This window comes from Sphingobacterium corticis (assembly GCF_042684745.1).
Classification (GTDB): Bacteria; Bacteroidota; Bacteroidia; order Sphingobacteriales; family Sphingobacteriaceae; genus Sphingobacterium; species Sphingobacterium corticis.
Window position 1 is genome coordinate 466,178 of record NZ_JBHUMA010000004.1, and the last position, 14,886, is coordinate 481,063.

Sequence of the window (14,886 nt, forward strand, 5' to 3'; positions counted from 1 at the left end):
AACCTATTTTTTCTCTACCCGCATGGGGTTATCTCTTACTTCTTCTACTAATTGTACTTTGATTTCATCTTCCAAGCGCTTCATTTCCGAATGCTGGCTCATTGGATAAAATCCACGAATGCGATGCTTGCCGTCTATTAAAATCACTTGATCATCAATCAGGAATCTGGTCGAATCCTGCGTGTCCTTTGCCGCATTCAACAACATTTCTTGCTGTGCATAATGAAAAATATCCCTGGAAGGATTTCCAACAATATGCCACTGACGTGCCTCCATATTTTCGTATTGCTTTGCAATAGGTGCCAATGCAGATGCATCATCACTTGGATCTACCGAAATCGAATAAAAATGAACACCACTTTTGCTTCCAAATTTTGTCGCAAGCTTGTCCATATAATCCAAAGCGATTTTAGAAAAAGCTGCATCCTTCGTATAGAATAAATGTGCGACAGATACTGTTGTATCATTATCTAAAAAAGGAACTTGCTTATCGTCCCAATTGGTAAACGTCAGCGGACTAAGCGTGTGAAAGATGGTATCTGGCCTCTCGCGCCCCATTACGCGGCGCATTTCACCTGACAATTTCTTCTCGCCATATACAGGCAATTTCACATACTCGTGCGTGCCCAAATTCTCCATCGCTAAATACAAAAATCCCGGCACAAAGAGAACGATGGCCAGGATTATGATTTTTGATATACTTTTTGGACGAATAACTTTATTCATCTATGTATCCGTATTATTTATTTGGATATATCGCGTGATCTTGCAATGCACCACCTAAGTAAGAACCTTCGGTAAGCATCAACACTATAAAATACGCGATAAAAATAAAGACAATCGTGCTGCAAACAATGAAACTAGATTTTTCAAACTTCAAGTGCATAAAAAATGCAACGATATAGTATGCTTTAACTAGCGTAAGCAAGATGTAAATAATATTTACAAACATGCCTTTTGCAAGAATTTGCCAGTGGTGAACGAATCCCAAGGCGATTAAGAATTCTAATGCAGTAAGTGCTAATAGAACAAAGAATACGGACCAAATTTGTTTTGCTCCCATTCCTTCGTGGTGTTCCTCGTGCGCTCCTGCTGTATGATCGTGATGTGCCATTTTATAAGTAGTATTGAGTATTGAGTATTGAGTATTGAGACGAAGTACTTCTCACCTACTCCCCAAAATACTGGTTTTAATTTTTAACTATTTAATTTAAATCAAGTAGAAGAACGTAAATACGAACACCCATACCAAATCCACAAAGTGCCAATAAAGACCAACTTTCTCGATCATTAAATATGTTCCACGACGCTCGAATGTATTATTCATGGTCATGAACAAAATAATGATGTTCAGCAAGATACCCACTGAAACGTGGAAACCGTGAAAACCGGTAATCGTGAAGAACAAGTTGGAGAACTGCAAGGCAGCCGTATAGGAAATATCCTTTGTGAAATATGGTGCTAGTGCATCTACAATCGCCGTTTCACCTTCTAAACCAGTCGCTGGATTACGACCAAACCAGAATCCTAAATGGTGTAAGTGTGTCCACTCAATAGCCTGACATCCTACGAACATCAAACCACCCAAGATCGTCCATAACATCCATTTTATAACCGCAGGTTTATCATTACGATGACCGGCATCTACTGCTAATACCATGGTTACCGATGACATAATCAAAATGAACGTCATGATACCTACGAAAACCAAAGGTTGTCCAGATTCTGCAATACCTGGAACGGATTGGAATACTTTATCGGCATCTACCCAAGTTGCATTAGCGAACTTTTGAGCTCCATAATAAATTAAAAACGCAGAAAAGGTGAACGCATCAGATACCAAGAAAAACCACATCATGATTTTCCCGTATTCCAGGTTCCAAGGTGATTTACCACCGCTCCAAGGTCCGTCTTTAACCTTATCCAATTGCGATACAGTTGTTGTACTCATTGTTTAGTTTTATTGATTCAAAAGTAAGAAAACATAAATATATATCCACAATAGATCTAGAAAATGCCAGAAAATTGTGGCCAATTCCATTCTATATTGATTGTTCGAAGTAGGGATACGTTTCGCCGCTCCGATATAACATCTTATCAAAATGATCAGCCCTGCAATAATGTGCATCAAATGCAACCATGTAAACACATAGATGAATGATTGCGAAGCATTCGGGTTTTGGAAATAAATTCCTCGTTCTATTAATGTCGACCAAGCATTTATTTGTGATACAAAAAATAAAATTCCCAAAACGATCGTGATCAACAGGAATAGCTTCTGCTTACTCCATTGTTCCGCTCGCGCTGCATTATAGGACAAATGTATCGTCAAGCTGCTCAACACAATAGCTACTGTGCTATAAATAAACGCGTAGGGAAGAATTGTTTTAATTCCTTTATCTACCCCGCTCGCTGTATACACAATAAATCCACTTGACAACGCCGCGAACATCATGAACATACCAATCATGCCCAACCAAAGGTTAAACTTTTTGGCTTTGCGAGATTGTAGTAATTGTTCGTTGCTATCCATCATCATCGTACTCATTCCCTATTGAAAAGGTATAAAATCAAATAATAATACTAATTGTAACACCGGAAGGTATGCGAACGACGTAAACATAATTCTACGCGCGGTACTATCTTCTGGCGTACGCACATGTTGGTAACCATACCAAGTGAATAATAATCCACCTAACAGCGCTACCACTGTGTAAATCCATCCTCCGAATCCGAAATACATAGGCAGAAAACCTACCGGTATCATCGCTATGCATGATAAAAACAGCAACCATGCAGAGGCATTATCTTTTCTAGTTGTCGGCAACAGCCTAAAACCAGCTCTTTTATAATCTTCGTCTGCCACCCAAGCAATTGCCCAAAAATGAGGAAACTGCCATACAAACTGGATGATAAACAATATCAAAGGCGTAATAACCACGGCCGCCTCACTCACCTCGCTATATGCCAGCCCAAACCCAGCGGATTCAAAAGCAGCATAGTAGCCGATCAATGGTGGCAACGCTCCAGGAAATGCCCCAACAAATACAGCGATCGGTGATTTCTGCTTCAGTGGCGTGTAAACGAACGCATAAAGAAAGATAGAGAATACAGATAGCAAACCGGCAATAAAATTTAATTGCACCAATACAAGCGTTCCAGTAATCCCCATAAATACGCTGAGCACCAAAGCTTGTCCGTTCGTCATTCTACCTGACGGAAGCGGACGGTCCTTGGTACGGTCCATCAGCTTATCCAAATCCTTCTCGATGATCTCATTGAAACCATTTGCTGCTCCAGTAACCAAAAAGCCGCCTAACGTGAGCAACAACCAATTTGTCCAAACCACATCGCCCTGCTGCACCGCTCCTATAAGAAATGAAATCGAAGCCGATAACACCACGGTAAGTGTCAACCTCAACTTCACCAACTTATTAAAATCCGAAATAAACGTACCCATGATTCTTGATCAAATTATCCGCCGCAAAATTACCGTAATATCTGTAATATGCGCGTCAAAGTTTTGCTTTAGATAACATCAACATAAGATAGTATTGCGCTCCAAAGAATAAACTTGCAACTACCAAATGTGTAGTTTGCATATAAGGAGGCAAAGCAAAACGAGCTAAAACAATCCCGGATCCCATCTGCACTAGCGCAAGGATAATAATGATCCAAGCAAACTTGCTTTGTATAGTAAGCGCACCGAATCGGCTCTTAACTAACCAAAATAACACTAATGTGATTACAAAGGTCAGGTAACCCAAAAACCGATGATACTCATAAGCTTGACCTAGCGCATCAATCCAATCTTCGCGTAAAACTCCTTTACCTCGCAAACTATCGACCAACTCCCGAACTTCCGTACCCAAGATCACTTGGATAAAAAGGATTAAAAGAGAAATGATCGAAAGCCATTTTATTCCGCTAAAGCGGTGATTGCTGAGCAACGATTTATTTCTGAACGTGGTAGCCAGATAATAGGTGTAAATCGCGATTGCCAATATAACCAAAGCTAAAACCATGTGAATGGTAATAATCCAAGGCATCAAATTGGTAGAAACCACGATGGAACCCAACCAAGCTTGCACCATCACTACAAAAAGATTAAGAACGCTCCAAGCTAAAATTGCGGGCTTGGATTTCCGGTAATTGAATGCAAGTATTGCGGTAGCTAAAAGGCAAAAACCTACTAGAACACCAACCAAACGGTTTACATACTCTGTCCAGGTCTTTGCTGCGTTGAATTCTTCGTGAACCAATATGGAAGGATCATTCCGAATCTCATCTGCCTCTTTTTTGAAGCCGAACGCATCCACCATCTTTGCAAAGCGATCGTTTTTACGTTGTCTTCCGTCCACGTATTGCTGCTCATAGCCATCCGGCAATTGAGAAATATGCGTCGGCGGAACCCAACGGTTGAAGCACTTTGGCCAGTCTGGACAACCCATCCCGGAACCGGTGCTACGTACAATCCCACCAGCGGTAATTACCAAAAACAAAAAGATAATGGTAATGCGATTACTTAGAATAAATCTCCTCTCGGCGGCGGGATACATACCTTAATATTGACCTAAAAAACTTCAGTCTGATTATTCCTCGCGAATGATCAGACTGAAATAGTTATTTTAATGTACTACTGTCTCTTCGCGATTGTTCTCTCTATTCCAAGCCTTTTGAAGTTGAATCGCTTCTTCATCGCCTTCAAAATCGTGCAATTGATTCGAACTCATCGTTTGCGAGAACGGAATGTGTTGAGGAATAAAATCCTCGTCGTGACCAGGTTTCGAATAATCGTATGGCCAACGGTAAACTGGAGGAATTTCACCCGGCCAGTTTCCGTGGATGTGTTCTACCGGAGTAGTCCACTCCAAAGTATTTGCATTCCAAGGGTTCTGAGGAGCACGCTTACCTAACCAAATGGATGAGAAGAAGTTCCACAAGAACGCTACCTGACCTAATGCTGCAATAATTGCCGCCCAAGTCACTAAAATATTAACCGACACCCATTTTTCCATAAAAGGAAAGTTTGTAAACGAGTAGTAACGACGTGGAACACCATCGATACCCATAAAGTGCATCGGGAAGAATACTAGATAAGCACCTACGAAGGTTAACCAGAAGTGGAAATATCCTAAACGTTCATCCATCATACGTCCGAACATTTTCGGATACCAGTGATAAACACCACAAAGCATTCCGAAGATAGAAGCAGAACCCATTACTAAGTGGAAATGGGCAACTACGAAGTACGTATCATGCAAGTTAATATCCAACGCTGCATTTCCTAAAAAGATACCAGTAACACCACCTGATACGAAGAACGAAACCATACCGATTGCGAACATCATAGCCGGAGTGAAACGAATATTTCCGCGCCACAACGTAGCGATATAGTTAAACGCTTTTACTGCGGAAGGAACTGCAATGATCAATGTTGTGATCATAAATACACCCCCTAAGAACGGGCTCATACCTGTTACGAACATGTGGTGACCCCATACGATGAACGATAATACCGTGATACCAACTAAGGAGTAAACCATCGCATGGTAACCGAAGATTGGCTTACGCGCATTAGTTGAAATAACTTCAGAAGTTAAACCTAAAGCCGGCATTACGACGATGTAAACCTCTGGGTGCCCCAAGAACCAAAATAAGTGTTGGAACAAGATTGGCGAACCACCTTCGTTTGGTAAAATCTGACCACCAACAACTAAATCGGAAAGGTAGAAAGAAGTACCCGCTGATCTATCAAAAATCAAAAGAACAACAGCTGAAACCAAAACTGGGAAGGAAAGCAAACCTACAATGGCTGTTAAGAAGAATGCCCAAATAGTCAAAGGCATTTTCCAAAGATCCATTCCCTTAGTACGCATGTTCAAGATCGTACTCACGTAGTTCACACCACCCAAAACTTGAGAAGCGATGAACAACGTCATACTTGCCAACCAAAGCGTCATACCCAATCCCGAGCCAGAAATCGCTGTAGGAACAGCCGATAATGGAGGATAGATCGTCCAACCTGCTGAAGCTGGTCCGGATTCGATGAAGAATGATGCAATCATGATCACACAAGCCACAAAGAAGAACCAGTATGAAAGCATATTCATTAACGGCGATGCCATATCTCTAGCTCCAATTTGATAAGGAATCAGTAAGTTGGAGAAAGTACCTGATAAACCCGCTGTTAATACGAAAAACACCATCATGGTACCGTGGATGGTTACCAATGAAAGAAAGAAATCGGCTTTAATACGACCGCCTTCTGCCCATTTTCCTAAGAATACTTCTAAGATTGGGAATTCTGCATCTGGCCAAGCTAATTGTATACGAAACAAGATAGAAAGTACCATCGCGAAAACTGCCATAATGATACCTGTGATCAAGAACTGCTTCGCGATCATCTTGTGATCTTGACTAAATACGTACTTAGTCAAAAATGTCTCATGATGATGGTGATGATCGTGCGAATCGTGATCTGCTGCGCCGTGCGATATAACTGTAGTTGACATATCTTAATTTAAAACTCTTTAAACAATTAATTTAATGAAGCCGTGTTCAACACTTCTTCTTCATTACCCGCGTTAGCAAATTCTTTCTGGATATCTTCCGTAAAGAATTTTTGTTGCTTCGCTAACCACTCCTTGTACTCCGCTTCCGTAACTACAACTACCTTCTTCTGCATATTGTAATGACTTTCTCCACAGATTTTCGCACATAACATCACGAAATCATACGACTGATCGTTCAACTTATCACGCATTTCACGAGTAGTAGTCGTTGGTGTAAATTGAAAATAGTTGGTCATACCCGGTACCGCATTGATTTGAACACGGAAATCAGGCATATAAAAAGAGTGAATAATATCCTTAGAAATAATGTGGAAACGTACTGGCTTATTTACAGGCAATACAATATCTGCACCTTTTACATCATCCCAAGATGATTTGTCTGTAAAATCAATACCGTATGGATTTGTTGGCGTAGTCAACTTGTAATTTCGTTTACCAATTTGTCCATCTGCTCCAGGGTAACGCACGGTCCACATAAATTGCTCCCCTAGTACCTCTACTTGAAGCGCTGATTTCTGCAATTCCTCTGGAACGTTGGTGATTTTCCTCCAAGTGAAGAAACCGAACAACACCAATACCGTTAATACCAATGCTGGGATAATAGTCCACAAACGCTCGATCGCGTCATTATGTGGGTAGAAATACGCCTTGCGATTTAAACGCATACGATAAACGTAAGCGAAAACCAACAATAAGATGTGTACCAAAATCATAACGAAGGTCGTGATGATTAAGGTGATGATGAACATGCGGTCGATGTCCTTACCATGTTCGGTAACAGCATCACGCCATGACCATACACCCCATACCGCATAGGAATAATAAACACCTCCTAAAAACAACACCAAGAACACTAAGAAAAGCGCTGCTTGCAGATTGTTGTTCGCTAGGGGATTGTACTTACCGTTAATACGACGAGAAAGCGTATAAATGTGGTGAATCTTACCAACTACAGCGATAATAATACAGATTAACAAGAAGTACATCACATAGTACGTGATGTTCTTATAAACTTGTGGATCGGTTTTTTTCACTTCTTCTGGAGCAGAAGTACTAGCTGATGTACCACTTACGCCCGCTTCTTCATCCTTTCCAACAACGGCAGAAGTGGTCGTGTCCGAAGAAACATCGTCGGTCGCTACAGCAACGCTATCCACTTGCTCATTGCCTGGAGTTGTGGCTGGATCTGCTTGAACATTCGTAGTAACTACTGAATCTTGGATAGATGCAAATACCGGCAACGCCAATAGCATATTGCACAACAGTAGAAAACTGAATACTGTCTTGAATTTGTTATATGTTGTAAACTTCATTTTCTATAAAAACGTTTATTACGTAATGCGCTACTTGACGAATTAAATCTGATGGTGTAAGCTTTCATCTAAGAACGGATGATGCTTCGGAGCTAATGCATGCTTGCTCAACTTGGACAACACCAAGAAGGTAAACAACCCTGCAAAACCAACTGCCGTACCAACCTCGATGATACCAAAACCACGGTGCGATTCAACTGTACCCGGCATAATCATGATATAATAATCTAACCAGTGACCTAGCAATAACAAGATCGCTACCAACATCATGAATGTTTCTTTACGTTTTGCGTCGCGGTCAACTAGCAACAACAATGGCGCTAAGAAATTGATAACAATGCTTAACCAGAACCAAGGCTTGTACTCCGGTTCCCATCTTTTGTAGAAGTACACGGTTTCTTCCGGAATGTTAGAGTACCAAATCAACATAAATTGTGCGAACCAAACGTATGTCCAGAAGATCGAGAAACCGAACATCAACTTACCCAAATCGTGCAAGTGATTTTCGTTCACCCAAGCCATATATCCAGCTTTCTTCAAAAGCGTAAGAATCAAAACAATTACCGCAATACCGCTTACCCACATTGCTGCGAAGTTGTACCAACCGAACATCGTAGAGAACCAGTGTGCTTCCAACGACATGATCGTATCGAATGACCAAATCGGTGTAGTAAATCCGAAGATTACTAAGAATAAAGCAGACAGCTTGAACGCCTTCTTGTAGGAATGTAATCCACCTGCTAAATCTTCATTGTAAGATAGTTTCGTAAGAATGAATGCGAAGATGCTGTATGATCCCATGAATAAGATCTGACGAATCAAGAATCCAGGTACGTTCAAGAAGGCTGATTTACCAGCTACTAAAGCGTCATAGTTTGGACTATTTGGATCAGTAAGACCTTCTGCATGCCAGTGATGGTAAAGGTTGTGCGTGTACAGACCTAGGCCAACAATGATTAATAGAATCAAAGCGGCAATCGGCAATACACTGGCCATCGCTTGTGGAATACGAAGTAAACCTGCTGACCAACCTGACTGTGTAACTAACTGCAAGGCTACGAAAAACGCACCAGCAGCACATACACAAGTAAAATAATAGCCCATCAATAATAAATTGGCGTAAGTACGCTCTTGGATGATGTGATCATGCGACAACAAACCCCATGCGATACTTGCAATACCAATTACAACAGCGACAATACTCAACATTTTGGCTACGCCACCAAATTGAAACTGCTCGCTAAAATTATAATCGTGATGATGATTGTGAGTTCCCATTTATTAACTTGATGTTTAATTATTTCTTTTGTAATTCTTGCACGTACATAACAACTTTCCAACGGTCTTCCGGCGTAATTTGTGATGCGTGAGGCCCCATAGCATTCCAACCGTACGTAATCGTATGATAGATTTTACCTGGAGTCAACTCCGACATTTTTCCACCGCGTGAAGATGGCGTACCCTCTGATTGACCATATGATGGTGGCTCAGGGAAGTTTTCCAATGTACGTTTACCTCTAGAATCGTCTACTTCACGATCTTTTGTTATCGCCCCGTTGCCTTTACCTTCAGGTCCATGACAAACTGCACAGTACGTTACGTACAAAGCGTGACCATCTTTTAGATTTTGCTCGGTGCGCTCCAAAGGATTTACCGTGATTTGTGCACCGGCTGCTTCGTAACCTTCTGTTGTATTCGGGAACTCAAAGCGTGTAAAGCCTATTGGTGTTGTACCTGTAGGAGGCGTTTGAGCCGTGATCCCGTTTTTAAAATTTTTGTTCGGTTGATCCGGGTTAAATGCAATCGGATCATACATATTACGAGAGAATTCCCACCCTGTACTACGAGTAGTACCATCTCCGCAAGCAGAGACTACAGCCGCCAATGCAACAGCTGCACATACAGTTCCAAGAAAATTCTTCTTATTCATAGCTAACATATTTCCTTTCGTTGTATTTAACCTCTACAGCTCCGGCATCTTTCAATAAACCGTCGATAAGCGCATGGTCTGTATTTTCTTTAGCGTCAATAGCGATGATAAAACGATCATCCGATGCACGAAGATCCATAACGCGCGGTGCACGTCCCGGAAACAAGTGGTTGCGGAAAAAGAAAGTCGCTACCATACCCAACGCACATAATAAAATCGTTACCTCAAAAGTTACCGGAACAAAGTTCGGCAAAGGCAAAGATGGCTTACCACCCACGTTCATTGGCCAATCGTATGCTGTTGTATAAAACAATAAGCTAAAGCCTAAAATTGTTCCAGTAGCTCCGGCACAGAAAGCTGCAATTGGCAAACGCGATGGTTTAACACCCAATTTTGCTTCGATACCGTGAATCGGCATCGGTGTATAACAGTCGTAGATACTGATATTGTTCTCTTGCAATTTTTCGATCCCATGCATCATTTCATCGGGATCCGCAAAACTACCTAATATATATTTTGTGTCGCTCATTGCTATTATTTTTTACGTAAAGCGTTAATATCCTCTTCCGAAACGGAATCATACTTAGTCAAGGAATCTCTAAAGAATTCCACTTGCTCTTCTGGGAATGCTCCCTCTTGAACCAATTTAGTTTTTTGTTGCAACGAAGCGCTCTTCAGTAACAATTTCACCTCAGCCATCGCAATACTTGGTAAGAAACGAATGAACAACAAGAATAACGTAAAGAACAAACCGATCGAACCAACGAAGATACCTACATCTACCCAAGTTGGGTAGAACATTGCCCAAGATGAAGGCAAGTAATCGCGGTGCAAAGAAGTTACGATAATTACGAAACGCTCGAACCACATACCGATGTTCACGACGATAGACAAAACCCAAGAAATTGGGATACTCGTACGAATTTTCTTGAACCAGAATAACTGAGGAGAGATTACATTACACGTCATCATCGCCCAATATGCCCAAGCGTATGGACCAGCTACACGATTGGCGAACGCATACATCTCATATTCTGAACCTGAGTACCAAGCAACGAATAACTCTGTCAAGTAAGCAATACCTACGATAGAACCTGTGGTCATGATGATTTTGTTCATCGACTCAATGTGGAACATCGTGATGTAATGCTCGAAGTTCATCACTTTACGAAGGATCAACAATAAGGTTTGCACCATTGCGAAACCAGAGAAGATCGCTCCCGCAACGAAGTATGGAGGGAAGATCGTGGTGTGCCATCCTGGAATTACGGATGTCGCAAAGTCCATGGATACAATCGTATGTACAGATAGTACTAATGGCGTAGATATACCAGCTAAAACTAAAGATACAATTTCGAAACGTTGCCAAGTTTTAACCGAACCATTCCAACCGAATGACAAGGTAGAATAGATTTTCTTTTTTAGTCCAGTAGCGCGGTCACGTACCGAAGAGATATCCGGCAATAAACCTACATACCAGAATACTAAGGATACCGTGAAGTATGTCGAGATCGCGAATGCATCCCAAACTAACGGCGAGTTGAAGTTTACCCAAAGAGAACCGTACTGATTTGGTAATGGGAAAATCCAATAAGCCAACCAAGGGCGACCCATGTGAGCAACTACATACGTAGCGGCACAGATTACGGCGAAGATAGTCATCGCCTCTGCCGAACGGTTAATGGAGTTACGCCAGTTTTGGCGGAATAATAATAGTACAGCTGAGATCAACGTACCGGCGTGACCGATACCTACCCACCAAACGAAGTCGGTGATATCCCATGCCCAACCTACGGTCTTGTTCAAACCCCAGGCACCAATACCAGTCCAGAATGTGTAACCGACACTGATAACCCAAAGCATGGCGCCGCAGACAGCCACGATAAATCCTATCCACCAAGCTTTATTAGGCTTGTTTTCAACCGGAAGTAATACATCATCTGTTACCTGCGCATAGGTGATGTTTTTTCCGGTTACTAATGGTTCTCTTAATATTGATTCGTTATGCGATGACATAGTTGTTTATTTCAAAAATTTAAACAAGATTAAGCTTCAAAAGAGTTTCTAACTTTCGTCATGTAACCAATGTTTGGCTGAACGTTGATCTCTTCTAGTACGTAATAGATACGCTCGCTACGCAATGCTTTAGAAACCTCTGAGTTTGGATCGTTAGCATCACCGAAGATCATAGCATTTGCGCTACATACGCCTTCACATGCCATTTTGATATCTCCTTCTTTCAAAGCGCGACCTTCCATTTTCGCATGAAGCTTACCTGCTTGGATACGTTGAATACACATCGAACATTTCTCCATAACACCACGTGAACGTGTTGTTACATCCGGGTTCAATACTAGCTGTGTGAACTCGTTGTTCAAGTAGTTATCGAAACGGCTATCATTCCAGTAGTTGAACCAGTTGAAACGACGCACTTTGTATGGACAGTTGTTCGCGCAGTAACGTGTACCGAAACAACGGTTGTAAGCCATATGGTTCAAACCTTCCGAAGAGTGAACAGTAGCCAATACCGGACATACAGTCTCACATGGAGCGTGTTCACAGTGTTGACACATCATCGGTTGGTGAACAACTTTTACATTCTCGAAAGAAGAAAGGTTTGCGATATCATCTTCTTTTGTGTAATCCTGACCATCTTCCTCGATCGTGTAGTAACGGTCGATACGCATCCAGTGCATCTCACGACGACGGCGAACCTCGTCGCGACCAACAACAGGAATATTATTTTCGATATTACAAGCTACGATACAAGCACCACAACCTGTACAAGCGTTCAAGTCGATCGCCATAACCCAACGGTGGCCAGGTTGCTCAAACTTGTTCCACAAATCGTAAGATTTGTGATCGTCAGAGAATTTACCTGCTTCAGATCCCGGGTTTTTCAAGAATTTCGCAAATGTCGTTTCACGAACGATATTACGACCTTCAATGGTATGGTGTGTTTGTGTTTGAGCTAATTCGTAAATGCGAGAAGCTTTCGTGATAGACACTTTATTTACATACTGTAAAGAACCGTCTTTCACTTGTGCAAATGGGAAAGCGTTGACACCAACATTATTTCCAGCCTTACCAACTTTCGTACGACCGTATCCCACTGCGATAGAAGCTGTTCCTAACGCCTGACCCGGCTGAGCCAAAACTGGAAGTTCTACTTCAAAATCACCCGCTTTTACAGTTGCCGTGCTTTTCTCGCCGAAACCTAAGCGCTCTGCATCTTTCGGGTTAAGGGCAACGTAGTTATCCCACGTTACTTTAGATACTGGATCCGGAAGCTCTTGCAAGAACGCGTTATTTGCATAACGTCCGTCGCGAATTGCCGCCGATTCGTATAATGCTAATTCGAAATCGTCGCCCGCTTTAATAGACTGAGCAGCATTCGTTGCCGCAGCAGCAGCAGCGCCTGCATTTCCAGCGAATGAATAAGACGCAGCAGCAGCATTACCTTTATATTCAAAACCTGTTTGCAACACATCTGTCCAGCTCTTCGTGCTACCAGCTAGAATTTGCGTTTCCCAAATGTTGCGAACGTATGTATAAATATCTGTATTGTTTCCTGACCAAGTTAATAAGCTTACTTCAGGTTGACGGGTATTAAATACCGGATTTATGGTAGGTTGTACGATTGTATAATAACCTACTTTCGAAGACTCATCGCCCCAAGACTCTAAGTAATTACTAGCAGGAGCTATGGCGTTTAGTTCAGACGAAGTTTCGTCCGCGCGATCAGAGAATGAGATCGTAAAGTCAATTTTCGCTAAAGCTTGCTTAACCGCTTCGCCATTATAGTAATCATAAACCGGGTTGCTGTTCCAGAAAATTGCTGCTCCTACCTGACCAGCATTTGCCATGCCCAATAGTTCTGCAAATTCCGTTTCTGAGCCTTGATATTTTTTCGAGTAGTTTGCCAAATCGATGGTCGTTCCATAAGCGCCAATAGCTACGTTGATAGCATTTGTTAACGTTTGGATGTTTACATCGTTTGCGCCAGCCACTACGACCGCTTGACCTTTATTCTTCAACAATTCCTGCGCAGCTAATTTAATTGCTTTCGCAGCATTCGCTTGTTGAATTCCTCCAGCTAAGGATGATCCGGTAACCTCGTTGTATAAGCTGATTAATACAGCTGCTTCTTCAGAAGGCTTGATAGCAATACGCACATCCGCGTTTGTACCGGTCATGCTCAATCCAGTTTCGAACTGAATGTGACGGGACATTTTGCCTGCCTCTAAAGATTTATAATTTCTGTTCTTAATGTAATCTTGCGTATGCTCTTCGCCATCTAACCAAGTACCCAAGAAATCAGCTCCTACGGAAAGAACTACTAGCGCCTTCTCGAAATCGTAAGAAGGAATAACAGCTGTTCCAAAACTTGCTTGATTTGCTGCGCGAATACCTGAGTAAGAAATCGCATCCAATTGCACGTGTACTGTGCCTGGATATTTAGCGGTAAACTCCGTAATAGTTGCCAACGCGGTTGGACTATTTAATGTTCTAGAAACAATAGCTACACGCTTACCAGCTTGAACCGCTTTGTTTAGCGCTGCAGAAACTGTAGCATCAAGTTTCGCCCATTCTACATCTTTCCCATCAACTTGAGGATTCTGTAGTTTGTTCGTCATATCGTACAAATCCAAAACCGACGCTACGGTTGCAGATTCTGTACCTTGTACCAAACCAACACTGTTTGGATTTGCTTCCACTAAAATAGGACGACCTTCACGTGTACGAACCAAAACACTTTGTCCGTTAAATGAAGAAGCGTAATAGTTAGGGATACCCGGAGTTACCTCTTCCGGTTTAATTAAGTAAGGCACGGCTTTATGAACCGGTGCAGTTTGACAAGCAGCCAAAGAAACAGCTCCTACTCCAAAACCTAAAACTTTCAAGAAGTCGCGGCGTGGAGTTTTGGTGCTCAATCCTTCTTCACTCAACACATCCTCTACGGGAATAGGCTCAGAAAACTCACCCTTGCTCGACTGAACGAATGCAGGAGTTTGATTTAGCTCTTCTAACCCTTTCCAATATTTTTTGTTGCTATCCATGTAAAGCT

General features: G+C 41.9%; 13 protein-coding genes. All 13 read right to left on the bottom strand.

All coding sequences use genetic code 11. The annotated features are described in order from the left end of the window. Positions 1 to 3 precede the first annotated feature (3 nt). A complete protein-coding gene (locus ACFSQ3_RS03345; RefSeq protein ID WP_380867454.1) occupies positions 4 to 726 on the bottom strand; it encodes a photosynthetic protein synthase I in 723 nt (240 codons plus the stop codon). Between the two features lie 13 nt (positions 727 to 739). After that, positions 740 to 1,114, bottom strand: a complete 375-nt coding sequence (locus ACFSQ3_RS03350; RefSeq protein ID WP_380867456.1) for a cytochrome C oxidase subunit IV family protein — start codon at positions 1,112 to 1,114, stop codon at positions 740 to 742. A gap of 96 nt (positions 1,115 to 1,210) precedes the next feature. Beyond that, on the bottom strand, positions 1,211 to 1,951 hold the full coding sequence (locus ACFSQ3_RS03355; protein WP_380867458.1) for a cytochrome c oxidase subunit 3: 741 nt from the start codon (positions 1,949 to 1,951) through the stop codon (positions 1,211 to 1,213). Positions 1,952 to 1,960: 9 nt separating this feature from the next. Continuing rightward, complete coding sequence (locus ACFSQ3_RS03360; protein WP_380867459.1) at positions 1,961 to 2,548, bottom strand: cytochrome c oxidase subunit 3; 588 nt, start codon at positions 2,546 to 2,548, stop codon at positions 1,961 to 1,963. 3 nt (positions 2,549 to 2,551) lie between these two features. Continuing rightward, positions 2,552 to 3,460 (bottom strand): heme o synthase, encoded by a 909-nt coding sequence (gene cyoE, locus ACFSQ3_RS03365; RefSeq protein ID WP_380867461.1) that lies wholly within the window; start codon positions 3,458 to 3,460, stop codon positions 2,552 to 2,554. Positions 3,461 to 3,515: 55 nt separating this feature from the next. Beyond that, positions 3,516 to 4,559 carry a COX15/CtaA family protein gene (locus ACFSQ3_RS03370; RefSeq protein WP_380867462.1) on the bottom strand — a complete coding sequence of 348 codons (1,044 nt, stop codon included), beginning with the start codon at positions 4,557 to 4,559 and terminating at the stop codon, positions 3,516 to 3,518. A gap of 69 nt (positions 4,560 to 4,628) precedes the next feature. Next, complete coding sequence (locus ACFSQ3_RS03375; RefSeq protein ID WP_380867466.1) at positions 4,629 to 6,515, bottom strand: cytochrome c oxidase subunit I; 1,887 nt, start codon at positions 6,513 to 6,515, stop codon at positions 4,629 to 4,631. Positions 6,516 to 6,541: 26 nt separating this feature from the next. Beyond that, a complete protein-coding gene (locus ACFSQ3_RS03380) occupies positions 6,542 to 7,888 on the bottom strand; it encodes a cytochrome c oxidase subunit II (protein ID WP_380867468.1) in 1,347 nt (448 codons plus the stop codon). Between the two features lie 42 nt (positions 7,889 to 7,930). Then, positions 7,931 to 9,166, bottom strand: coding sequence for a quinol:cytochrome C oxidoreductase (locus ACFSQ3_RS03385; protein WP_380867470.1), 1,236 nt, complete (start codon positions 9,164 to 9,166; stop codon positions 7,931 to 7,933). Between the two features lie 19 nt (positions 9,167 to 9,185). Then, positions 9,186 to 9,818, bottom strand: coding sequence for a c-type cytochrome (locus ACFSQ3_RS03390; RefSeq protein ID WP_380867472.1), 633 nt, complete (start codon positions 9,816 to 9,818; stop codon positions 9,186 to 9,188). Then, a complete protein-coding gene (locus ACFSQ3_RS03395; protein ID WP_380867474.1) occupies positions 9,811 to 10,347 on the bottom strand; it encodes a DUF3341 domain-containing protein in 537 nt (178 codons plus the stop codon). Before ACFSQ3_RS03395 ends, ACFSQ3_RS03390 begins: the two co-directional genes overlap by 8 nt. A 5-nt stretch (positions 10,348 to 10,352) precedes the next feature. Continuing rightward, on the bottom strand, positions 10,353 to 11,834 hold the full coding sequence (gene nrfD, locus ACFSQ3_RS03400) for an NrfD/PsrC family molybdoenzyme membrane anchor subunit (RefSeq protein WP_380867475.1): 1,482 nt from the start codon (positions 11,832 to 11,834) through the stop codon (positions 10,353 to 10,355). A 29-nt stretch (positions 11,835 to 11,863) separates the two neighbouring features. After that, positions 11,864 to 14,878: a TAT-variant-translocated molybdopterin oxidoreductase gene (locus ACFSQ3_RS03405; protein ID WP_380867477.1), complete on the bottom strand. Its 3,015-nt coding sequence runs from the start codon at positions 14,876 to 14,878 to the stop codon at positions 11,864 to 11,866. Between the last annotated feature and the right edge of the window lie 8 nt (positions 14,879 to 14,886).